Annotated in this window: 20 protein-coding genes and 3 tRNA genes; 14 read left to right on the forward strand and 9 right to left on the reverse strand. The window is 38.5% G+C overall.

Going from position 1 to position 22,537, the window contains the following annotated elements; translation table 11 throughout:
• Positions 1-14: 14 nt before the first annotated feature.
• Positions 15-1,154 (reverse strand): glutamine-hydrolyzing carbamoyl-phosphate synthase small subunit, encoded by a 1,140-nt coding sequence (carA, locus tag J536_RS20265; protein ID WP_005067597.1) that lies wholly within the window; start codon positions 1,152-1,154, stop codon positions 15-17.
• 124 nt (positions 1,155-1,278) lie between these two features.
• Here carA and J536_RS25460 point away from each other — a divergent pair, with 124 nt between their 5' ends.
• Both J536_RS25460 and J536_RS20270 read left to right on the forward strand, forming a co-directional pair.
• On the forward strand, positions 1,279-1,437 hold the full coding sequence (locus tag J536_RS25460; protein WP_002115567.1) for a hypothetical protein: 159 nt from the start codon (positions 1,279-1,281) through the stop codon (positions 1,435-1,437).
• Positions 1,438-1,466: 29 nt separating this feature from the next.
• Positions 1,467-2,054 (forward strand): hypothetical protein, encoded by a 588-nt coding sequence (locus J536_RS20270; RefSeq protein WP_005072962.1) that lies wholly within the window; start codon positions 1,467-1,469, stop codon positions 2,052-2,054.
• 60 nt (positions 2,055-2,114) lie between these two features.
• Here the strand turns inward: J536_RS20270 and J536_RS20275 are convergent, their stop codons facing one another.
• A complete protein-coding gene (locus J536_RS20275; RefSeq protein ID WP_032057424.1) occupies positions 2,115-2,651 on the reverse strand; it encodes a DOMON-like domain-containing protein in 537 nt (178 codons plus the stop codon).
• Between the two features lie 16 nt (positions 2,652-2,667).
• The gene (yhbY, locus tag J536_RS20280) at positions 2,668-2,991 is read right to left on the reverse strand and encodes a ribosome assembly RNA-binding protein YhbY (RefSeq protein ID WP_002115576.1); all 324 of its coding nucleotides are present in this window, start codon (positions 2,989-2,991) and stop codon (positions 2,668-2,670) included.
• A 199-nt stretch (positions 2,992-3,190) separates the two neighbouring features.
• Between yhbY and rlmE the strand changes: the two genes are divergently transcribed.
• From rlmE to J536_RS20300, 4 genes are all read left to right on the forward strand, one after another.
• Positions 3,191-3,841: a 23S rRNA (uridine(2552)-2'-O)-methyltransferase RlmE gene (gene rlmE, locus J536_RS20285; RefSeq protein WP_000235573.1), complete on the forward strand. Its 651-nt coding sequence runs from the start codon at positions 3,191-3,193 to the stop codon at positions 3,839-3,841.
• A 133-nt stretch (positions 3,842-3,974) separates the two neighbouring features.
• Positions 3,975-5,870 carry an ATP-dependent zinc metalloprotease FtsH gene (ftsH, locus tag J536_RS20290; protein ID WP_005803954.1) on the forward strand — a complete coding sequence of 632 codons (1,896 nt, stop codon included), beginning with the start codon at positions 3,975-3,977 and terminating at the stop codon, positions 5,868-5,870.
• A 136-nt stretch (positions 5,871-6,006) separates the two neighbouring features.
• On the forward strand, positions 6,007-6,858 hold the full coding sequence (gene folP / locus J536_RS20295) for a dihydropteroate synthase (protein ID WP_032063753.1): 852 nt from the start codon (positions 6,007-6,009) through the stop codon (positions 6,856-6,858).
• A gap of 135 nt (positions 6,859-6,993) precedes the next feature.
• A complete protein-coding gene (locus tag J536_RS20300; RefSeq protein WP_005067609.1) occupies positions 6,994-7,308 on the forward strand; it encodes a DUF5713 family protein in 315 nt (104 codons plus the stop codon).
• A 411-nt stretch (positions 7,309-7,719) separates the two neighbouring features.
• Here the strand turns inward: J536_RS20300 and J536_RS20305 are convergent.
• Positions 7,720-7,805, reverse strand: a tRNA-Leu gene (locus J536_RS20305).
• 196 nt (positions 7,806-8,001) lie between these two features.
• Between J536_RS20305 and J536_RS20310 the strand changes: the two genes are divergently transcribed.
• On the forward strand, positions 8,002-9,765 hold the full coding sequence (locus J536_RS20310) for an alkaline phosphatase D family protein (RefSeq protein ID WP_032057427.1): 1,764 nt from the start codon (positions 8,002-8,004) through the stop codon (positions 9,763-9,765).
• Positions 9,766-9,868: 103 nt separating this feature from the next.
• Here the strand turns inward: J536_RS20310 and J536_RS20315 are convergent.
• Together J536_RS20315 and J536_RS20320 are read right to left on the reverse strand one after the other, a co-directional pair.
• Positions 9,869-9,954: transfer RNA gene (locus J536_RS20315), tRNA-Leu, on the reverse strand.
• An 11-nt stretch (positions 9,955-9,965) separates the two neighbouring features.
• Positions 9,966-10,039: transfer RNA gene (locus J536_RS20320), tRNA-Cys, on the reverse strand.
• 152 nt (positions 10,040-10,191) lie between these two features.
• Here J536_RS20320 and folD point away from each other — a divergent pair.
• Together folD and J536_RS20330 are read left to right on the forward strand one after the other, a co-directional pair.
• Positions 10,192-11,040, forward strand: a complete 849-nt coding sequence (gene folD / locus J536_RS20325) for a bifunctional methylenetetrahydrofolate dehydrogenase/methenyltetrahydrofolate cyclohydrolase FolD (RefSeq protein ID WP_002115552.1) — start codon at positions 10,192-10,194, stop codon at positions 11,038-11,040.
• 256 nt (positions 11,041-11,296) lie between these two features.
• Entirely contained in the window at positions 11,297-11,965 is a 669-nt protein-coding gene (locus J536_RS20330) for a class I SAM-dependent methyltransferase (RefSeq protein ID WP_032057429.1), read from the forward strand.
• Between the two features lie 22 nt (positions 11,966-11,987).
• Here the strand turns inward: J536_RS20330 and J536_RS20335 are convergent, their stop codons facing one another.
• Together J536_RS20335 and J536_RS20340 are read right to left on the reverse strand one after the other, a co-directional pair.
• Positions 11,988-12,410, reverse strand: coding sequence for a hypothetical protein (locus tag J536_RS20335; protein ID WP_032057430.1), 423 nt, complete (start codon positions 12,408-12,410; stop codon positions 11,988-11,990).
• Positions 12,411-12,527: 117 nt separating this feature from the next.
• Positions 12,528-13,859, reverse strand: a complete 1,332-nt coding sequence (locus J536_RS20340) for an MFS transporter (protein WP_005803945.1) — start codon at positions 13,857-13,859, stop codon at positions 12,528-12,530.
• A 373-nt stretch (positions 13,860-14,232) separates the two neighbouring features.
• Here J536_RS20340 and glpK point away from each other — a divergent pair, with 373 nt between their 5' ends.
• The gene (gene glpK / locus J536_RS20345) at positions 14,233-15,741 is read left to right on the forward strand and encodes a glycerol kinase GlpK (protein WP_032057432.1); all 1,509 of its coding nucleotides are present in this window, start codon (positions 14,233-14,235) and stop codon (positions 15,739-15,741) included.
• A gap of 154 nt (positions 15,742-15,895) precedes the next feature.
• A complete protein-coding gene (glpD, locus tag J536_RS20350) occupies positions 15,896-17,413 on the forward strand; it encodes a glycerol-3-phosphate dehydrogenase (RefSeq protein WP_032063755.1) in 1,518 nt (505 codons plus the stop codon).
• 41 nt (positions 17,414-17,454) lie between these two features.
• On the opposite strand, the gene J536_RS20355 is transcribed toward glpD, so the two are convergent.
• Positions 17,455-19,287 carry a phosphoenolpyruvate carboxykinase (GTP) gene (locus J536_RS20355; protein WP_002115528.1) on the reverse strand — a complete coding sequence of 611 codons (1,833 nt, stop codon included), beginning with the start codon at positions 19,285-19,287 and terminating at the stop codon, positions 17,455-17,457.
• A gap of 391 nt (positions 19,288-19,678) precedes the next feature.
• Here J536_RS20355 and J536_RS20360 point away from each other — a divergent pair, with 391 nt between their 5' ends.
• The 3 genes from J536_RS20360 to J536_RS20370 form a co-directional block, all read left to right on the forward strand.
• Positions 19,679-20,617 (forward strand): diacylglycerol/lipid kinase family protein, encoded by a 939-nt coding sequence (locus J536_RS20360; protein WP_032057435.1) that lies wholly within the window; start codon positions 19,679-19,681, stop codon positions 20,615-20,617.
• Positions 20,598-21,356, forward strand: coding sequence for a metallophosphoesterase family protein (locus tag J536_RS20365; RefSeq protein ID WP_032057436.1), 759 nt, complete (start codon positions 20,598-20,600; stop codon positions 21,354-21,356). The genes J536_RS20360 and J536_RS20365 overlap by 20 nt, the downstream gene beginning before the upstream one ends.
• A 302-nt stretch (positions 21,357-21,658) precedes the next feature.
• Positions 21,659-22,537, forward strand: an 879-nt coding sequence (locus J536_RS20370) for a BapA prefix-like domain-containing protein (RefSeq protein ID WP_032063757.1), incomplete at its 3' end; no start/stop codon positions are given.

Below are 22,537 nucleotides of genomic sequence, written 5' to 3' on the forward strand. Positions count from 1 at the left end.
TATTCGCTCCTTAATTACTGTTTAGATGCTTCGATAAGTTCGATGAAATGATCGAACAATGGGGCACAATCATGTGGACCTGGGCTTGCTTCAGGGTGACCTTGGAAGCTGAAAGCTGGTTTGTCTGTACGGTGAATCCCTTGTAAGGTGCCATCGAACAATGATTTATGCGTTGCTTTTAAGTTAGCCGGTAAAGTTTCAGCATCTACAGCGAAACCATGGTTTTGTGAAGTAATCATCACTGTACCATCTTCAAGATTTTGTACAGGGTGGTTAGCACCGTGGTGACCATGATTCATTTTTACAGTTTTTGCACCAGAAGCGAGTGCCAAGATTTGGTGGCCTAAGCAAATACCAAATACAGGTAATGTTGTGGTTTCAACAATAGTTTTTACAGCTTCGATTGCATAATCACAAGCAGCTGGATCGCCAGGGCCATTTGAAAGGAATACGCCATCCGGATTAAGTGCCAATACTTTTTCAGCCGGAGTTTCTGCAGGTACAACGGTTAATTTGCAACCGCGGTCTGCAAGCATACGCAAGATGTTGGTTTTGACACCGTAATCGTATGCAACTACATGATATTTTAATTCAGGTTGAGAGAAGCCTTGGCCTAGAGTCCATGAACCTTCAGACCATTCAAAACCAGTTGGATCGCAACATTCTTTTGCAAGGTCTAAACCGTTTAAGCCACCAAAAGCACGAGCTTTGGCAATTGCTTCTTCTTCAGTAATATTTTCGCCAGCAAGGATGCAACCATTTTGTGCACCTTTGTCACGCAAAATACGTGTTAATTTACGTGTATCAATATCCGCGATTGCAACAACATTGTGTTCTTGCAAATATTCACTCAAAGATTGCTCAGCACGGAAGTTACTGTGTAGTAGAGGAAGGTCACGAATAATTAAACCATTCGCCCATACTTTATGGATACGACCAGATTCAACGTCTTCTGCGTTGCAGCCAGTGTTTCCGATATGAGGGTAAGTTAATGTCACAATTTGTTGTGCATAACTTGGGTCAGTCAAAATTTCTTGATAGCCTGTCATGGCTGTGTTAAAAACGACTTCTCCAGTCGTACTTCCCGTTGCGCCGATTGACGTTCCTTTAAAGATCGTTCCATCTGCGAGGGCTAAAATGGCGGGGGTGCTCAAACCAAAGCTCCTGAATTTCGGCTGTAAAAAAGCGAGTAGACCCAAAAAAGATAGGCGATGTTGTGATAAAACATGCCCCTCCCTATCGGTCTGCTCGCTTGTAACTTAACAGCGCATTATACGCATGGAACCTCAAAAAGTCTATTTATTTTCTGCTAAAAAACATAATTCATTGCTTGATTTTTACAAAAAAATTATCCGCTCATCCGAATCAGTTACTTTTGATAAATTGTCTAACAATTTGCTGGCTGAATTTTTAGAACTGGATTTATTGTATTGCTAGTTAAAAAATAAACAATATGAGGAAATAGCATGAGTAATGATCAAGTTTCAAAAGATGTGAGCGAGAAAGCTCAAGCAGTAGTTGATTCGGTAAAAGCTGAGGTGAATGAAGTGAAAGAAACCGTAGCTGCTACTACAACTAAAGCGAAAAGAACAGTAACTGCTAAAACTGCGCAAGTAAAAGAAAGTGTTGCCGAGAAAACTGAGCAGATTAAAGAAGTTGCTACAGAAGCGAAAACTCAGGTGAAAGAAGCTATCACTGAAACTCAAGAGCAGGTCAAAGAAGTTTTAAGTGAAACTCAAGAAAAAATTGAAGCTGAAACTCATGAGTTAAACAAGAATATTCAAAATCAATTTGTTCAAATTAAACAAGATATTCTACAACGTCTTGATGTGATTAAAGCTCAGTTTAGCACCTCACAAGAAGGACTATCTGAACTTAAAAATGCTTTGAAAGCAGAAATTAACGCACTTATCGAAGATTTGACTAAAGTCAGTAAAGAACTTAAAGGTGATATTAGCCAGATTTCTTTGAAGCACAAAGATTCTTTAAGTGAAAGTATTAAGCGTACTAAAAATAATGCAGTTGAAGCTTGGAATAAAGCACGAGATAACTAATGATCTTAGCTTTTAGCCAGCTATAAAAAAAGCGAGAATTAATTTCTCGCTTTTTTACTTTTAAAACTGATGTAACCAGTCACGCTTATTATGGAAATCCGCACTTTTTCCACTGTGCTGCATTGCATAGTACTGCATACCTTCTTTGGTTTTTAAAACTGCAGTTAAACCTAAATAAAGGTTTGCCCATTTCAAGTGATGCTGTTGCATAAATTGTCCCAAATCAAGACTAACATTTAAGCCATAATGAGTACGCTTGAGATGGTTCAGTTCGATATCGTAAGCAGCAAGGGGAGGCATACTTTCTGGATAGCGATATTCTTCAAACTGATAAGACTGCCATGATTGAGAAGGGGAAAGGTTAATTTCCCGATAATAATCTTCATCATGCACGCCAACAAAAATTTCGAAACAAGTTTCTTCCCACAAAAAATCCTGACGAGGATGAGCCGCGACTTCTTGGGGCCAGACAATGAGTTGATTTGGATCACGAATCCAAAAACCGACATTTAAGGTGTGCGGTGCTTGCTGTTCAATTGCACCAACAACAGAAACAGCATGAAAACGATCAAAAGCTGAAAGTTCGTAACTTGCCATAGTTTGTCAAATCAACTTAGTTTGCTAAATGAGCGTGGCGAACAAGATTAGACAAATGCTGGTTTTGCTTAGCTGCTTTTTTGTAAAGTAAAACAATTTTACCAATCTTTTGCACAGCTTCTGCGCCAGTCGCTTCTACAATTGCATCAATTACAGCAGTACGTGCTTCACGGTCTTCACCAGCAACTTTAACTTTGATAAGTTCGTGGTCGTTTAAAGCACGAAGAGTTTCTTCGATAACAGCATCTGTTAAGCCTTGTCCACCAATCATGACAACCGGATTAAGCACATGACCAATTTGACGTAAACGTTTACGTTCATGGATAGATAAAGCGGCCATTAAAAATACCTGATTTTAAAAACGACTTAGTATAGCAAAAAACTTAAATTCAGATGTACGAAAAACTGTATAAATAATCGATCAACATTATTGGAAAAAAACTGTAAAACTTGGTGAGATTACGCTACATCCGTACTGTAATGAGAGTAATTTTCACGTACAATGAACGATCAGAAGTTTTTTTGATATTTAGTGAGTTATGGCAACACGCATTACAAACCAGAAATTGTCGAAAAGTAGTCGTGCGTGGATGAGGGAACATCTAGACGATCCTTTTGTAAAAAAAGCACAAAAGGAAGGGTATCGTGCGCGAGCAGCATATAAACTTCTTGAAATCCAAGAAAAATATAAGTTGATCAAGCCAGGCATGACGGTAGTCGATTTGGGTGCAGCTCCTGGTAGCTGGTCTCAAATTGCTGGAAAACTTGTGGGTAGCAAAGGTTTAGTGATTGCTTCCGATATTTTGCCCATGGATGCTTTGCCTGATGTCACTTTCTTACAAGGCGACTTTAGAGAAGAAGCTGTATTTGAAAAATTGTTAAATATTTTAAATGGGCGACAAGTAGACATTGTAATTTCTGATATGGCCCCCAATACATCTGGTAATAGGGCTGTTGATCAACCTAGACAGATTTACTTATGTGAACTGGCTTTAGATTTTGCTCAAAAGGTTCTTGGACCTAATGGACAGTTTGTGGTTAAAGTGTTCCAAGGCGCAGGATTCGATGAGTTTCGTAAACAAGTGGTTGATAGTTTTGATGTGTTAAAGACAGCAAAACCAGCAGCTTCTCGGGCGCGCTCTAAAGAAGTTTTTTTGGTTGGACAAGGGCGTAAGAAAGCATTGCAATAAAGTTTACTTGCCAAGCTCCTAAAAATTGTGCATTTTGTACTTTTAGGTTATCCGCAAGCAATACAGTTGCTGTTTTTATGACGATCAGCCAAGATTGGGCATGATCAAATTAGATCGATATGGGAATAAAGCTTTGAGCGATTACTTCAAGAATGCCGTATTGTGGCTAATAATACTTGGTGTTCTGATTTTAATTTTCAGTAATATCAGTGACCGCAATAAGCCTACTGCGATGAAATACTCAGATTTCGTTGCAGCGGTGAATGCTGGCCAAATTAAGCAAGTCACAATTGACGGTTTAAATATTAATGGTGAAAAAACTAACGGATCACAGTTTGAAACTGTTCGTCCGCAAGTTGAAGACACTGAACTTATGCCGAGCTTAAATAAGCAAAATGTTGTTGTAGAGGGAACAGCTCCTCAACGTCAAGGCATTTTGATGCAACTTCTCATTGCTAGTTTCCCTGTACTGTTAATCATTCTGTTATTCATGTTCTTTATGCGTAACATGGGTGGTGGTGCAGGCGGAAAAAATGGACCGATGAGTTTTGGTAAGTCGAAAGCAAAAATGCTTTCTGAAGACCAAATCAAAGTTAATTTTTCTGACGTTGCCGGCTGTGATGAAGCAAAACAAGAAGTTGTTGAAATTGTAGATTTCTTAAAAGACCCTGCAAAATTCAAACGTTTGGGCGCTACCATTCCTCGTGGCGTACTTATGGTTGGTCCTCCGGGTACTGGTAAAACGTTATTAGCCAAAGCAATTGCTGGTGAAGCTAAAGTTCCTTTCTTCAGCATTTCAGGTTCTGACTTTGTCGAAATGTTCGTGGGTGTGGGTGCGTCCCGTGTCCGTGATATGTTCGAGCAAGCGAAGCGTCATGCGCCTTGTATTATCTTTATTGACGAGATTGATGCAGTAGGACGTCATCGTGGTTCAGGTACAGGTGGTGGTCATGATGAACGTGAGCAAACCTTGAACCAAATGCTTGTAGAGATGGATGGTTTTGAAGGTAACGAAGGTGTAATCGTAATTGCTGCGACGAACCGTGTTGATGTCTTGGATAAAGCATTATTACGTCCAGGTCGTTTTGATCGTCAAGTAATGGTAGGTTTGCCTGACATTCGTGGTCGTGAGCAGATTCTGAATGTACATTTGAAAAAATTACCTTCAGTTACGGGTGTGGATGTTAAAGTTCTATCTCGTGGTACTCCAGGTTTCTCTGGTGCACAGTTGGCAAATCTTGTTAACGAAGCTGCATTATTTGCTGCACGCCGTAATAAGAACACTGTTGACATGCATGACTTTGAAGATGCAAAAGACAAAATCTACATGGGACCAGAGCGTAAATCGATGGTTTTACGTGAAGAAGAACGTCGTGCAACTGCTTATCATGAAGCTGGTCATGCGATTGTTGCCGAGATTTTACCGGGTACAGATCCTGTTCATAAAGTAACGATTATGCCGCGTGGTTGGGCTTTAGGTGTAACTTGGCAGTTACCTGAACAAGACCAAATTAGCCACTATAAAGACAAGATGCTAAACGAAATTGCAATTTTGTTTGGTGGTCGTATTGCTGAAGAAGTATTTATCCAGCAGCAATCTACTGGTGCTTCAAATGACTTTGAGCGAGCTACTAAAATGGCGCGTGCAATGGTTACGAAGTACGGTATGTCTGACAAAATGGGTGTAATGGTTTATGAAGATGAAAACCAAAATGGTTTCTTTGGTAATGTAGGAAGCCGTACGATTTCTGAAGCAACTCAACAGTTAGTTGATGAAGAAGTACGTCGTATTCTTGATGAGCAATATAAAGTTGCACGTAATATCTTAGAAGGTAATAAAGATATTGCACATGCGATGGTAAAAGCTTTGATGGAATGGGAAACTATTGATCGTGATCAAATCCGTGACATTATGGAAGGTCGTGAGCCACAACCGCCTAAAGTATATGTTGCTGAAAATCCAGTGGCTGCATTTGAACCACCAAAAGATGGTCCATCTACACCACCACCATTGCCAGCAATGAACTAATAATTAGTTAATTAAAAAAGCCACAGTCATGTGGCTTTTTTTATGGGCTTGAGTTTGTTAAAAGCTAAAAACAAATCAACACCATATATAGATGATAATTGCTAAAATACAGCCTGATTTTAAACTGGAGCTTTTTATGCAACTAATGCCTTTGCCTGAACAGATTTTACAGTGTGGACAGCTTCAGTTAGATTTATCACAGCCTCACGTTATGGGCATATTAAATGTCACACCAGATTCTTTTAGTGATGGTGGAAAGCATAATCAAGTAGATCAAGCGATTGCTTATGCGCTAGCCATGGTAGAGCAAGGCGCTACCATTATTGATATTGGTGGTGAGTCTACCCGTCCAGGAGCATCTGAAGTAAGCGTAGAAGAAGAAATACGAAGAGTTGTGCCCGTAGTTGAAGCTTTAGCTAAACATAATATTGTTCTATCAATTGATACAAGTCAGCCTGATGTTATTCGTGCAGCGAAAAAAGCAGGAGCACATATTTGGAATGATGTACGTGCGCTTACTCGTCCCAATGCTTTAAAAACGGCAGCAGATCTGGATATACCCGTAGTGATCATGCATATGCGTGGTGAGCCGACTACAATGAATCAGTTAGACCAATATACGGACGTAACCTTAGATGTTATAGCGGAACTCCAGCAGCGCGTGAATGAAGCTTTAAATGCGGGCGTGAAAAAACATAATATTATTATTGATCCTGGCTTTGGTTTTGCAAAAAATGCGCAGCAAAACTTAAGACTACTCAAAGAATTTTGGAAGCTTGGTGAAATGGGTTATCCGATTTTATCTGGCCTTTCTCGTAAACGTTTTATTGGTGAAGCATTAAAGGGTGCAACTGCAGATCAGCGTGCGGTAGGAAGCGTTACGGGGCATTTGCTTAGTATTCAGCAAGGAGCATGCATTGTTAGAGCGCATGATGTCAAAGCAATGACTGATGCAATTCTAGTTTGGAAGGCGATGATACAAGCTTAATAAAGTAGGCTTTATAAAAATCAGGTAGTAGCTCATTAATTTAATGAGCTAGATGATTGAGTCAGGGAAAAATATCGTTATTCTTTTGAAAATATGTTATAAGCGGCAAGTTTTTGCTGTTGTGTAAACTTTTGTATGTTCGAAGACTTACTTCTCCCGATGTTTGATGATGAATATTATCCAGATATTTTGGTCGCTGAACTCAAGCAGCTCATTGAACAATTTGCTAAAAAAGTTCAGAAGCCTGCCTTAGCTGAGCAGGATATCTATCGATATGCTCATCAAACTGTAATTGAAATTAATGAGATGAAACCTCAGTTCGAAGATCTAGATTCTTCTTTAGATGATAGTGCTGCTGACTATATTGCTGAAGCAATGATGATGGTAGCACAGGAAGCTGGATATTTAGATCTAGAAATGGAAGAGCTGGTTATGAATCGAGAGTGGTGATTACTCTCGATTTTCAATATCTTCAAATGCATCTAATAAGTGGCAAGATGCCTTTAAATGTATTTCGTCTATTTTTTTAACTTTTAAAATTAAAACACCATTCTCTTGATAATCTGCGTCCGCTAACAAACTGACTCAATAAGTTTCTCGTTTTTGTTCCAGCGTTTTAAATTTATCTATTCGGGTGCTTTAACTAAATAATCATCTCTGGTAATAGAGCAACGTGAAAAATACCAATGGTTGTCTTTGAAAGAAAGGGTACCAGAGAAAAGATCTGTGGCGTAAACCTTTGTTATAAAAAGGGTAGTGCAAACGAGTAATAATATTCTTATCATAAAATTCATTTTGATTAGGCATAAAAAAACCAGCATACGCTGGATTCTTTGTAGCACCAAATTCAATATTTGAAAATGGTGCCCGGGGCCGGACTCGAACCGGCACGCTTTGTGGGCGGGGGATTTTAAATCCCCTGTGTCTACCTATTTCACCACCCGGGCATGTGCGCAATAATAGAGGACAAGTGCGCGATTGGCAAGAGAAAATCAGAGAGTTTGCTTTATTTTCAATCAGTTCTTGTTGGTATTTATATAAATTAACCAATTTGTGTCATAATTTGTTCATTAAACTGAGATCAGTTGTTCATCTTATCTACCTAAATTTAAGACACTCATTGCTTAAAACTTAGGTAATTTTATGTCAGAGAAAATTTCACGCCGAGAATTAATTCAAAAAAGTCTGTTCGGTTTTGGGGCGCTATCTTTGCCCGTAGCTTTTACGGGGTGTAATGATGGTTCCGATGAGGAGGGTTCAGAAACACAAGCAGATTTTTTACATGGAGTTGCGAGCGGTGACCCATTGCAAGATAAAGTAATTTTATGGACGCGGTTAACACCAGTAGACCTTAATGCGCGTCTTAGAGTTACTTGGGAAATTGCTACCGATGATCAGTTCAAGCAGAATTTAAAGACTGGTACGGTTCAAACGAATAAAACTGACGATTTTACCGTGAAGGTGGATGCAACAGGTCTACAAGCGGGTATGACTTATTATTATCGCTTTCGATTTGGTAGCAAAGTCTCGCCAGTAGGGCAAACAAAAACATTACCTGTAACTACCAATAAGGTCAGCTTCGCAGTATGTTCTTGTTCTAATTATCCTGCGGGTTATTTTTACGTTTATCGTGAAATGGCAAAACAGAATGTGGATGTAGTCATTCATTTGGGAGATTATATTTATGAATATGGGGCTGATGGCTATGCGACAGAAGATGCTGCAAAGCTGGGCCGTACTTTACCGTCCGATAATAATAAAGAAATTATTAAATTAGATGATTATCGCAAACGTTATGCGCTCTATCGCCAGGATAAGGACTTGCAGGCGGTTCATCAGCGTCATCCTTTTATTGTAATTTGGGATGACCATGAGTTAGCAAATGATACTTGGCGTGAAGGTGCAGAGAATCATCAAAGTAATGAGGGTCCTTTCTTGGAGCGTAAATTAGCTGCTCTACAAGCTTATTTTGAATGGATGCCGATTCGCCCAGTTTCTAGTACCGATCATTTAAATATCTATCGTCAGTTTAACTTTGGTTCGCTGGTTCAATTAACCATGTTAGATACACGTATTATTGCGCGAGATAAACAGCTCGAATATAAAGACTATATGATAGCTTCTGGTTTAGATGCTCAAAAGTTTCAGGCTGATTTAACAGATCCAAAGCGTACTTTAATGGGATATACGCAAAGGGATTGGCTGGTCGATAAATTACAGCAATCTACAGCAACATGGAATGTTGTGGGACAGCAAGTCTTAATGAGTAAAATGTGGATTCCAGCTGAGTTGTTGGCATCGTTGGGGCAAATTACTTCAGGCGGAACTTCGTCTGATACATTAGCTAAAATGACTGCTCAGATTACAGAATTAGTCACATTAAAATTACGATTAGAGCAAGGTGATCCAACTTTAACTGTTCAAGAAAAAGCGCGAGTCACAACTTTAGTTCCCTATAACCTCGATGCTTGGGATGGTTATTACGCTGAACGAGAGTTTTTGTATGACAAATTGGCAGAGTTTAATAAGAAAATTATTGTTTTGGCGGGCGATACCCATAATGCGTGGACATCTTACTTATATAGCCAAAAGGGTGAATATATCGGGGTTGAACTGGCGACAAGTTCGGTTTCTTCACCGGGTCTTGAAAAATATTTAAGTATTCCGCTAACTCAGTTGCAGCAATTTGAATTTGCCTTTACAACGCTTATCGATGAATTGGCATTTTGTAATTTAAATCAGCGGGGTTATTTGATGGTTACACTAGATGATAAGCAGGTGCTGTCGGATTGGATTTTTGTAGATTCAATTAAAAATGCAGAATATAAAGTAGATTCTAGTCGAAGCTATCAATTGGTGTTGGATGCGAATTTAACACCTGAAAAAGATAAGCAAAAAACTGCTTAAATATATGGGGCGAGAAAGGGATGCTAATAAGTATCCTTTTTTTAGACATAAAAAAACCAGCTTTCGCTGGATTCTTTATGACACCAATTTCTATACTAGAAAATGGTGCCCGGGGCCGGACTCGAACCGGCACGCTTTGTGGGCGGGGGATTTTAAATCCCCTGTGTCTACCTATTTCACCACCCGGGCTTTACCAAATTTGGAGGCGGAGGTCGGAATCGAACCGGCGTCCACGGAGTTGCAGTCCGCTGCATGACCACTCTGCCACCCCGCCTACATTTGGTGATGCACATATTAGCAACCTTTACAAAAAAAACAATACTGTTTTGAGATAAGATGAACATAAAAGCAACATCTAGAATAAATTTGTCCAAATAATCATGTATTATTGGCACATTAAATTCATGTCTACCTTGGAGATGTGCTGTGGCATTGGTTTTAGACGGTCGCGCATTAGCAAAGCAAATTGAAGAAAATTTGTCAGTACGTGTTGAAGCTTTAAAAGCTAAAACAGGTCGTACCCCAATTTTGGCGACTATTTTAGTTGGGGATGATGGTGCATCTGCAACTTATGTACGCATGAAAGGAAATGCTTGCCGTCGAGTAGGCATGGATTCTTTAAAAATTGAATTGCCACAAGAAACGACAACAGAACAATTATTAGCTGAAATTGAAAAACTTAATGCTAACCCAGATGTACATGGCATTCTTTTACAACATCCAGTTCCAGAGCAAATTGATGAGCGTGCATGTTTCGATGCAATCTCATTAGCTAAAGATGTTGATGGTGTAACCTGTCTTGGTTTTGGCCGTATGGCTATGGGTGAAGCGGCATATGGTTCAGCGACTCCTGCTGGCATCATGACCATTTTAAAAGAAAACAATATCGAAATTGCTGGTAAACATGCGGTTGTGGTTGGCCGTTCTGCAATTTTAGGTAAACCAATGGCAATGATGCTTTTGCAAGCCAATGCAACAGTAACGATTTGCCATTCACGCACACAAAACTTACCTGAGCTTGTGAAACAAGCCGATATTATTGTCGGTGCAGTTGGTAAAGCTGAACTTATCCAAAAAGATTGGATTAAACAAGGTGCAGTGGTTGTAGATGCTGGTTTCCATCCTCGTGATGGCGGCGGTGTAGGTGATATTCAATTACAAGGTATTGAAGAAATTGCTTCTGCTTACACACCAGTACCGGGTGGTGTTGGTCCAATGACTATTACAACTTTGATTCGTCAAACTGTAGAAGCTGCTGAAAAAGCTTTAGGTTAATTTAATTAACGCTAGGCTGTTATTTGATACGCGTAACCGTCATCCGCAATTGTTTGAGGCAGAAATACGTTAAAAATTTAATGTTTCTGCGATACTTTCGATTCTAGAGAGTATCTGCCGAGTTTTGCGGATGACAATGGTTTTGCCTACTTTTCCCGAAAGAAAAGTAGGTCCAACCGAAGGTTATTCTAAAAATTCAAATCATAATGGAATGACTCTGTTATGCTTGTTATAAAAATGAATTAAAAGAAATCTGATGAGCTGCACCTTTCAACTGTCTAAAGCCCCTGAACATTTACTTCAAGCCTTACATGAAGTTATTCCCAATTGTGAGTTGATGGTACAACAATTACCAGAAACGCCTATTTCTTTATGGTTGATTCCACCAGTTTTTCCAACTGATCGCTTAGATGATGAAGTTATTCGTCGTATTTGGAATGATACGCCGTATTGGATTTTTTGTTGGGCATCTGGTTTGGCGATGGCGCAGTGGTTACTTGCAGAGCCGCACCATGTTAAGGATAAAGTTGTTTTGGATTTTGGAGCGGGTTCGGGTGTAGTTGCAATTGCTGCAAAAATGGCAGGAGCGAAACGAGTCATCTGCTGTGATATTGATCAAGTTAGTTTGAATGCTTGCCGCGAAAACGCTTTACTTAATAATGTTGAGCTAGAATATTTAGATGATTTATATAAGGCTGAGCAAGTTGATGTTTTGCTAGCAGCTGATGTTTTATATGATCAATGTAACCGCTTTTTCTTAGATGAATTTTTAAAGTTTGCACCAGAAGTCTGGGTGGCTGATAGTCGTGTTAAAAACTTTAGTCATCCCAAATATGAAAAAATTGAAGAAAGAAGTGCTTCTACATGGCCTGATCTGGATGAAGCTAAAGAGTTTAGAAATGTAAGTTTTTATAAGACGCTGTAAAAGAACAGCGTCTTTTTTTATTTTATGAACAAGTATAACGAACAACTTTTAGCGTGCTTGGACGTGCTTCAAGCGCTTGGCGAGTCGCATAGTCTTCACCATTATTTAAGCTAGGTGTATTTGATAAGCCAAAAGAAGCACGAGTTTCGCCGAGTTGAATTCCATAATGCTCATCTTTCGCTGGATTAGGAATTTCATTGATACTCAAAATTGATAATTTATAAACTTTCTGAGCACCTAGCACATTCTGACAAGCGCGTTGTAATTTACGTTCATCGAGTTGCTGGTTATTACGACCCGCTAAAGTGTAAGCTAAAGTCGCCGAAGTTTTTGTTTGGTTTTCAATCTGGTATCCAGTTGAACCATTATATTGTCGAGGGGTAGTCTGACAAGCAGTTAAAACAAACATACTACTTAATGTCAAGCATAAAATACTTCTATTCATCAGTATCGTCCTTATTTTCTTATAGCTAGTATCTCATAAAATACAAAGGTTGTTGGGGCTTAATCTCATGATTTGAGCTAACATCGGCGAACGATATTAGCTCTTATTAGTAAAGTATTAATGTTCTTTGATTTTTGAATGATGCTTGGTATCTTTCATAAAAATATAAATAATGAGAGAAATGAAGATCATAATACTTACATAAATAAAGTACCAAGATTCATGCCCAGCTTCTTTAAAACTTAAAGCAAAGAACTCTGCTGTTCCGCCAAATAACGTATTAGCAATTGCGTAAGGTAATGCAACACCTAAAGCGCGAATGTGTGCAGGGAAAAGCTCAGCTTTAACTACGGCATTAATTGAAGTATAACCAGTCACCATTACGAGCCCCCCAAAACATAACCAGAAAGCTGTCCAGTAATTATGTGTATTTGCAAGTGCATCAAATAAAACGTATGTGAATAAAACACCTGTTATTCCGAAGAAAATCATAAGGGGTTTTCGACCAATGCGATCCGACAAAGCACCCGCTACAGGCTGTAGACACATAAAAATAAATAGCGCTAAAGTTGTAATTTGAGTGGCTTCAGGTTTGGTAAATCCAGAAGTATTGACCAAATATTTTTGCAGATAAGTCGTGTAAGTATAGAAAGCTAAAGTCCCGCCAGCTGTTAAAAATAATACTGTGAACGCTTCTTTCGGATAATGTTTAAATAAAGCAAACATGCCTGATTTAGGCTGGTCTGTTTCTGCCTGAGCATTTTTAAAAGATTGAGTTTCTAATAGGCCACGTCGAATGCGGAAAACTACAATAGCAAGTAAAGCTCCAATAAAGAATGGAATACGCCATCCCCAATCATGTAATTGTTCTTCAGTTAATACCATTTGTAATATTAATAGAACACATAGGGCTGTGAGCTGACCAGCAATCAATGTTACATATTGGAAGCTAGAGAAAAAACCACGTCGATTTCTTTCAGCCATTTCACTTAAATAGGTAGCACTAGCACCATATTCACCGCCTACACTTAAGCCTTGAATTAAACGGGCGACAACTAAAAGAAGAGGGGCAAATACACCAATACTTTCATAACTTGGCGTCACGGCAATAAGCAGCGAACCGATACACATTAAAGTGACTGAAAGCGTAAGACCCGCCTTGCGTCCTTTACGGTCGGAATAGATTCCCATAATCCATGCACCGATCGGGCGCATTAAAAAGCCTACAGCAAAAATTGCGGCCGCTTGAAGGAGTTGAGCCGTCTGGCTACCTTTTGGGAAAAAAGCATGAGCAAAATAGAGCGTAAATGCGGCATATACATACCAGTCGTACCATTCGACAAGGTTACCAGCAGAACCGCCCAAAATTGATTTTAGACGAGTTTTTGTATCTAAATTAGAGTGTGGAGTTGTTGCGGTAGAAGGTTGATCAACCATGAGTCGCTCCATGTTTCGCTTGGGTTGAATGCTAAAAAAGAGAAGATTTATTCCGTTTTTACATATTTTCTAGAGGAGTATTTCACTTTATTTTTTTTATGTCTGTAAAACAATGTTTATTATTTAAGCAAAGGAATAAGTTGAATATTTATGTGATTTCAAATTAGCCGATCAGCTCACGTTTATAATATTGTTGGGATCTTTGGCATATTATTTTTTTCCAAGTAGTAAAAATTGATAAAGAATGAGTAGAGTTTGGGCGAAGAAAACCTATACCCCTTAAAAATAATGATATATTCCAAAGAAAATTTTAAGTAAATATAGTTAGGCATGATGTCTTGGCATTGTGGACTAGATGTGTGTGAATAATGAAAGGGACATTCAGATGTCAAATTGCCCGAAAAAATATATTGTTGCTTTTGATCAGGGAACAACAAGCTCAAGAGCAATTGTTTTAGACCATGATGCTAACGTTGTAAGTATTGCTCAAAAAGAATTTACTCAGATTTATCCTCAGCCTGGCTGGGTTGAGCATGACCCTATGGAAATTTGGGCTACGCAAAGTGCTGTTTGGGTAGAAGCATTAGCTCAAGCAGGTATTAAGAGTGAACAAGTTGCAGCAATTGGGATTACCAATCAGCGGGAAACCACAGTTGTTTGGGATAAAAAAACGGGCAAGCCGATTTACAATGCGATTGTTTGGCAAAGTCGACAAACGACTGAGATATGCAATCAATTGCATAAAGCAGGATGGCAAGAATACATTCGTAAAACAACGGGTTTGGTGATTGATCCGTATTTTTCGGCTACAAAAATTAAATGGATTTTAGACCATGTTGAAGGAAGCCGTGAGCGTGCTGAGCGAGGAGAGTTGTTGTTCGGTACGGTGGACACTTGGTTAATCTGGAAACTAACCAATGGTGCTGTTCATGTGACTGATTTTACCAACGCATCACGAACCATGCTGTTTGATATCGAAAAGCTAGAATGGGATGAAAAACTTTTACAAGTTTTAGAGATTCCTCGAGAAATGTTACCCGAAGTACATAGCTCATCTGAGGTTTATGGATATACACATACTATTAGTGGGCAAGAAGTAGGTATTCCAATCGCAGGAATCGCAGGTGATCAACAAGCCGCACTGTTTGGTCAAATGTGTGTTGAGTCTGGTCAGGCAAAAAATACCTACGGCACTGGCTGTTTTCTATTAATGAACACAGGTAAGAAGATTGTTCGTTCAGAACATGGATTACTAACTACTATTGCATGTGGTGCGAGTGGTGAGGTGAACTATGCATTAGAGGGTGCCGTATTTAATGGTGGTTCTTGCGTTCAGTGGTTACGCGATGAATTAAAAGTCATTAAGAATGCTAAAGACTCTGAGCTTTATGCAACACGTGTGAAAGACAGTAACGGTGTATATGTTGTACCTGCTTTTACAGGGTTAGGCGCACCATATTGGGACCCAACAGCGCGTGGAGCTATTTTTGGACTTACTCGTGGGGCTAGTATTGAACATATTATTCGTGCAACTTTAGAGTCTATTGCTTTTCAAACCCGAGATGTTTTAGATGCAATGCAGCAAGATGCAGAAGAAGAGCTTCGTACACTTAGAGTCGATGGCGGAGTAACAGAAAATAATTTCTTGATGCAATTTCAAGCCGATATTTTAGCGACACCAGTAGAACGTCCAATAATGAAAGAAACCACAGCTTTGGGGGCAGCTTTTCTTGCTGGACTGGCGACGGGTTTCTGGCAAGATCTACATGAGTTAAGAAATAAATCTGCCATAGAAAAGGTATTTGAGCCAAAAATGTCTTATGAACAATCAGAAATTATTTATAAAGGGTGGCTCAAGGCAGTTAAGCGTAGTCAAAGTTGGGCTGAGGATTAATTCGTTCTTTAACTGGTTGAATTCAATAGTAGGGTAATTAATTAACGGTTAAATACTTGGTTATTTAAAATTGATTATTCTACTTTTTTGATTGTTGTTTCTTCAATTTGGTGTTTTAATTTTTATAAGATCAACAATAAAAAGAAAATGAGAAATGAAAATACAGCCTAATGATTATTCAAAAATATATGACATTGCCGTGATCGGTGGCGGTATTAATGGTGTTGGTATCGCTAATGATGCTGCAGGCCGTGGACTATCGGTATTTTTATGTGAAAAAGATGATTTAGCTAGTCACACTTCATCTGCTAGCAGCAAATTAATTCATGGTGGTCTGCGTTATTTAGAGCATAAAGAATTTCGACTGGTTAGAGAGGCTTTAGCAGAGCGTGAAGTGTTGTTGGCTAAAGCTCCACATATTATTAAACCCATGCGCTTTATTATGCCTCATCGACCACATTTACGTCCTGCGTGGTTAATTCGGGCGGGCTTGTTTTTTTATGATCATTTGGGAAAACGAGAAAAACTATTAGGATCAAATCTTATTTACTTCAAAGAAGATAGTCCTTTAAAACCAGCCATCACACGTGGCTTTGAATATTCTGACTGTACTGTAGATGATGCACGTCTTGTAGTGTTAAATGCATTACAGGCCAAAGAGAAAGGTGCCAAAGTCGTAACACGTACGCGTTGTATTAAAGCTTATAGGGAACAAGAGTTGTGGCATCTGGAGTTACAAAGCGGAGCAGAGTTTTATCAGGTACGTGCACGAGCTTTAGTGAATGCGGCAGGTCCTTGGGTTGAAGAAATTATTAGTGAAAATCTGAAGCTAAAATCACCCTATCGAATTCGGCTGATCCAAGGAAGTCATATTGTTGTACCAAAATTATATGACTGCCATAAAGCCTTCATTATGCAAAACGAAGATCGACGCATCGTGTTTGCCATTCCTTATTTAGAAAAATATACACTGATTGGTACGACAGATCAGGAATATATAGGTGATCCACAAAAGGTAGAGATCACAGAGGTAGAAATTGATTACCTCTTAACAGTGGCCAATTCACATTTTAAAAAGCAGTTAACTCGAGCTGATATTGTAAGTCAATACTCGGGTGTACGTGCTTTATGTGATGATGAGTCTGATAATCCTTCAGTGATTACACGTGACTATACCTTGGCATTACAGGCTGAACATAAAAAAGCACCTTTGTTATCTGTGTTTGGTGGCAAGATCACAACTTACCGAAAATTAGCCGAAGCTGCTTTAGATCATCTGTCTGCATTTTTTAATGATATGGCAGAGGAGTGGACTGCAGATGAGCCATTACCTGGCGCTGAAAACTGGACAACACTAGATGATTTAACGCATCAGATTCATTCACGTGTAAGTGGAGTTTCTGAGTCACTTACCAACCGTTGGGCGCATGCATACGGCAGAAGAGTCTGGAATATGGTTCGAGAGAGAAATGCAATAGAGCAATTAGGCCAGAATTTTGGACATGATTTATTTGAATGCGAAGTCAAATACTTATGTGAATATGAATGGGCAACTACTGCGGAGGATATATTGTGGCGTAGAACAAAACTAGGTCTGGCATTTGATGAAAAACAAGTAAAAATATTAGAAGCTTATTTATCTGAGCGTCGACAAAAAGATGATGCCGCATAATAAAAAAGGTCGCACATGGCGACCTTTTTTATATATAGCAATTAGAAGCCAGTTTTTACAGCTTCAAGTAAAGCTGCTTGACGTTCTTTTAATGCTTTTGGTAAGCGATCACCGAGTTTATTAAATAAATCAGTGTGGCTTTCAATTTCAGTAATCCACTGATCTTTATCTTGAGCTGTGATTAGGTCAAATTCTTCTTTAGAGAATTCAGTACCTTCCCAGTTCAAGTCGTCATATGTTGGAACAAGACCAATTGGTGTTTCAACAGCGTTTGCACGACCTTCACAACGATCAATGATCCACTCAAGAACACGCATGTTTTGACCGAAACCAGGCCATACGAAGTTGCCTTCAGCATCACGACGGAACCAGTTTACATTAAAGATTTTTGGTAATTTATTACCAGCTGCTTCAGCTTTTGTACTTACTTGTTGACCAAGGCTTAACCAGTGATCAAAGTAGTCAGCCATGTTATAGCCAGCAAATGGAAGCATCGCGAATGGGTCACGACGAACGATACCTTGTTGACCAACAGCAGCAGCAGTAGTTTCAGAACCCATAGTTGCCGCTTTATATACACCGTCAACCCAGTCGAAAGCTTCAGAAACTAAAGGAACTGTATCTGCACGGCGACCGCCGAAAATAAATGCAGAAATTGGAACGCCTGCTGGATTTTCCCAGTCAGCATCGATAGAAGGGCATTGACCAGCTGCAACAGTGAAGCGAGCATTTGGATGTGCTGCTTTTTCACCATTTACGTGAGGCTGACCTTTCCAGTTAGTTAAGTTTGTTGGAACTTCTTTAGAAAGACCTTCCCACCATACTTGACCATCTTCAGTTACCGCTACGTTTGTATAGATAACATCTTTATGAAGAGTTGCCATACAGTTCGGGTTAGTCTTGGTGTTTGTACCAGGAGCTACACCGAAGAAACCAGCTTCAGGGTTAATCGCATATAAACGACCATCTTCACCTGGTTTGATCCAAGCAATATCGTCACCTACAGTTTCGATTTTCCAACCTTCATAACCTGCTGGTGGAATTAACATTGCAAAGTTTGTTTTACCACATGCAGACGGGAATGCTGCAGCGATGTAGTGTTTTTCACCTTGAGGGTTAGTTACACCAAGAATAAGCATGTGTTCAGCTAACCAACCTTGTTCGCGTCCCATGACAGAAGCGATACGAAGAGCTAAACATTTTTTGCCAAGTAATGCGTTACCGCCGTAACCAGAACCGAAAGACCAGATTTCACGAGTTTCTGGGTAATGAACGATATATTTTTCAGGGTTACATGGCCAAGCAACATCTTGTTGACCTTCAGCAAGTGGAGCACCTACTGTATGTACACAAGGAACAAACTCGCCGTCTGTACCTAATACATCATAAACGGCTTTACCCATACGTGCCATTTTACGCATGCTAACAGCAACGTAAGGAGAGTCAGTTAACTCAATACCGATATGAGCAATATGGCTACCTAAAGGACCCATTGAGAAAGGAACAACGTACATGGTACGGCCTTCCATTGAGCCTTCAAATAAACCATTTAATTTTTCACGCATAACAGCTGGGTTTTCCCAGTTGTTTGTCGCACCAGCATCTTCTTTATTTTGAGAGCAGATGTAAGTACGGTCTTCAACACGTGCAACGTCAGATGGGTCAGAATTTGCAAGATAAGAACCAGGATGTTTTTCTTGGTTTAATTTCTGCATGGTGCCGTTAGCGATCATCAAGTCGATTAGACGTTGATACTCTTCTTCGCTTCCGTCACACCATTCGATTTTTGCTGGTTTGGTTAAGTTTGCAATTTCTTCAACCCATGCGATAAGCTTAGGATGACGAACGAATTCTGGTGCGTTCACTGTGGTCATGGTGAGGCCTATTCAAAATATGTACAACGTACAAGTCATTCATTGAGAGGTACAATGAAAGATCAAATAAAAAAGTGGCTGTATTAAAGCACAAAATCATAAAAAAAATAAGACTAAAGACTAAGAAATAGATATTTTACTTTTATATATTTTTCTCATTTAAATCATTAACTTGTAGTTTTTTGCAATATCTTATTCTTAATATTTTTATGTTGTATGTGTGTTATTTATATTATTTATTTCCTTAAAAATCAATGTCTTGATTCTTGTTTTTTTCTTGAGAATTATTATTGATTAAACAAATGATCTTCATTCAAAATTTACATAAAGGGACTTTTATTAGGCGTTTTTATATACAATATTCAGGATGAATCCCTCTAAGATAATAAAAATGCGGACTTTAAAACCTCTCTCTATCATTTATAACCAAAAGTCGGGTTTTCATGCATCAAAACATGAAGATATGTATGAACAGTTAATGACTGTGTTCACCGAATTTGGTTTTGAAATACAAGTTTTTGAATTAGCAGAAGATGTTTCCTTTGATAATTTAATGAGTCAAGTGATTCATCGGCATAGCCAAAATGCAAATTTAGGTGTTGTTGTTGCAGCGGGTGGGGATGGAACCTTAAATGCAGTAGCGTCAAAGCTTAGACATACTCATATTCCTATGGGAATTTTACCTTTGGGAACCTTTAATTATGTCGCTAAAGTTTTAGATATACCCTTAGATTTGTTAGAAGCTGCTGAAGTTATCGCTACAGGTACAACTCGTTCTGTACATATTGCGACAATTAATGACCATGTTTATTTAAATAATGCAAGTCTAGGACTTTATCCATTATTTATAAAAAAACGTGAGCTTTATAATAAATACTTAGGGCGTTTACCTTTGCATGCCTATACATCAGCTTTGGATGTTTTATTAAGAGAAAATAAATCCATGAAACTTTCCATCACAGTAGATGGGAAGAAATATCCAGTCAAAACACCTCTAATTTTCTTTGGTAATAACCAGTTGCAGTTGTGTGATATGAAATTAAGAATTGCCGAATGTGCAGCACAAGGTCGGGTCGCTGGAGTGGTGATTACGAAAAGTGATAGGCTTAGTTTATTAAACATGTTGTGGCAGTGGATTCAAGGCAAAGTAGAAGAGACACAAGATGTTTATAGTTTTTGTGCAGATCATGTGGTGGTAGATTGTGCAAAAAGATCAAAACTTACAGTGGCTTTAGATGGTGAAATATTAGAGATGAAAGCGCCTTTAAATTTCTCTGTGGAAAAGAATGCTTTAAATATTATGGTGCCAAATGTTGTTACATCTGTCTGATCTGCATTTTGGAACAGAAGTTGAGGTATGTTTAGATGCAATCCGACTTTTTTGCACTCAACATAGACCTGAAGTCATTGTGGTGAGTGGTGATATTACTCAACGTGCCCGATATCAACAGTTTTATAAATGCCGTCAGTTTTTAGATAGCCTTAATATTCCTTATCTTGTTGTGCCTGGTAATCACGATATTCCGTTGTACCATATCTGGAACCGTTTTTTCTCACCATTTACTCGCTACCAATATTTTTTTGGCCAGCTTGAACCAACTATAGAAACTGAACATTTTTATATTGTTGGGGTGAATAGTATTCGCCGTCGTTATCATACTCGTGGACATATTTCGATTGAGCAAATTCAAACTACATATGAGCGATTACAGCAAGCGCCAGCGGATAAAATCAAATTAGTTGTTTTCCATCAACCTTTTTATACTCCACCTGATGATGAGCATGGTATTAAAGATTGTCCTGTATTAGGAAAAATGGCACTCGAAAAATGGAGTACCACGGGACTATTTGGAATGTTACACGGGCATTTACATAAAACTGCTGTATATGATTTAACGCAAATTTATCAGTTAAAGATAGATCATCCTATTTATGATATTCATGCAGGAACAGCAACTTCTAGCCGTTTGCATTATCATGTTCCAAATAGTTTTAATGTCATTTCAAATGAAGGAAAAATTAATCATTATTGGTTTAATTACGATTTAAAGATTTTTCAATTAATTTAATTTATAAAAATTCTATAAGACATTTAACTTAAGAGTAGATTGATAAAATTTTATCCATTACAATGCCTAAGCTTTAAATTCTATATATGGGGAATAGGAAAACATTCTAAATGTTTTATCATTTTAAAAATAATATTAATGGATACATAAAAATTTTTAACTATATAAAAAGCCGCGATTTAAAGTAGCTACAATAAGGGTTTAGTATTTTATGATAGTTAATAATATTTGATTAAATGAGTATCTATTTATCTTAATATTTTAGAATAACTTAATAATATTTAAAATTTCATGGTGGAAAAATGGTACAAGTATCATTAATGGCAAATAATGCTTCAAAAAATAATACAGTTGATATTAATGTAGGCCAGACAAAAAATATTGTAGTAAATCCTAAAGAAGTCGCAAAAATCGATATAAATCCAGAAAAAATTTCTTCAATAACAAGAGAAGGAAACAGTGCAATTGTTCATCTAAAAGATGGAACTGAAATTGTTTTAGAAAACTATTTTATTAACGAAAACCCGCAAATTCTTTTAAATGAAGGGCAGAGTTATTGGACTGCTAATCTGGGAGAAGATGCTAGCGGACAGACCACTGTTAATTATTTAGAATTAAAAGATACGCCAAAGCTTATTGATAGTTCATCTTCTGTACCCCTCTGGTCGTGGGTAGTCAGCGCTTTAGCAGGAGCAGGAACAATTGCTTTATTGTCTCGGAACGATTCTAAAGATACGACGCCTCCTGAGCCAGGTACTTTGAATTTCAATAATTTTTTAGATTCTGGGGGGGCGACAACCGACCAGATTACTCAAGATAAAAACTTTAATTTAAAGCTTGAAGGACAGGAAAGTGGAAGCCGAGTAACATATTTGGTCTCTACCGATGAAGGAAAAACTTGGCAAGAGACAACGGTCGCTCAAAAAGATTTAGTGGATGGAAGTTATCTTTACAAAGCTGTAGTAACCGACGTTGCAGGCAACATATCTGAAACCAGTGTGCAAAAAGTCGTTGTGGATACAACAGCGCCGCAAGCAGGTGAACTGACTTTAGCTGCTTTGACTGATACGGGCATTTCAGCAACTGATCAAATTACGCAAGATAAAGCTTTTGATTTAAAGATTAGCGGACAAGAAGTAAATAGCCAAATTACTTACTGGATATCGAAAGATGATGGAAAG

Origin of the sequence: Acinetobacter sp. 809848, assembly GCF_000581275.1 — a bacterium.
Classification (GTDB): Bacteria; Pseudomonadota; Gammaproteobacteria; order Pseudomonadales; family Moraxellaceae; genus Acinetobacter; species Acinetobacter pittii.

Bases quoted from the DNA above. Each gene is read 5' to 3' on its own strand.
- J536_RS25460 (WP_002115567.1), top strand. From the start codon at position 1,279: ATGGAACCTCAAAAAGTCTATTTATTTTCTGCTAAAAAACATAATTCA.
- J536_RS20270 (WP_005072962.1), top strand. From the start codon at position 1,467: ATGAGTAATGATCAAGTTTCAAAAGATGTGAGCGAGAAAGCTCAAGCA.
- J536_RS20275 (WP_032057424.1), bottom strand. From the start codon at position 2,651: ATGGCAAGTTACGAACTTTCAGCTTTTGATCGTTTTCATGCTGTTTCT.
- yhbY (WP_002115576.1), bottom strand. From the start codon at position 2,991: ATGGCCGCTTTATCTATCCATGAACGTAAACGTTTACGTCAAATTGGT.
- rlmE (WP_000235573.1), top strand. From the start codon at position 3,191: ATGGCAACACGCATTACAAACCAGAAATTGTCGAAAAGTAGTCGTGCG.
- folP (WP_032063753.1), top strand. From the start codon at position 6,007: ATGCAACTAATGCCTTTGCCTGAACAGATTTTACAGTGTGGACAGCTT.
- J536_RS20300 (WP_005067609.1), top strand. From the start codon at position 6,994: ATGTTCGAAGACTTACTTCTCCCGATGTTTGATGATGAATATTATCCA.
- J536_RS20310 (WP_032057427.1), top strand. From the start codon at position 8,002: ATGTCAGAGAAAATTTCACGCCGAGAATTAATTCAAAAAAGTCTGTTC.
- J536_RS20330 (WP_032057429.1), top strand. From the start codon at position 11,297: ATGAGCTGCACCTTTCAACTGTCTAAAGCCCCTGAACATTTACTTCAA.
- J536_RS20335 (WP_032057430.1), bottom strand. From the start codon at position 12,410: ATGAATAGAAGTATTTTATGCTTGACATTAAGTAGTATGTTTGTTTTA.
- J536_RS20340 (WP_005803945.1), bottom strand. From the start codon at position 13,859: ATGGAGCGACTCATGGTTGATCAACCTTCTACCGCAACAACTCCACAC.
- glpK (WP_032057432.1), top strand. From the start codon at position 14,233: ATGTCAAATTGCCCGAAAAAATATATTGTTGCTTTTGATCAGGGAACA.
- glpD (WP_032063755.1), top strand. From the start codon at position 15,896: ATGAAAATACAGCCTAATGATTATTCAAAAATATATGACATTGCCGTG.
- J536_RS20355 (WP_002115528.1), bottom strand. From the start codon at position 19,287: ATGACCACAGTGAACGCACCAGAATTCGTTCGTCATCCTAAGCTTATC.
- J536_RS20360 (WP_032057435.1), top strand. From the start codon at position 19,679: ATGCGGACTTTAAAACCTCTCTCTATCATTTATAACCAAAAGTCGGGT.
- J536_RS20365 (WP_032057436.1), top strand. From the start codon at position 20,598: ATGTTGTTACATCTGTCTGATCTGCATTTTGGAACAGAAGTTGAGGTA.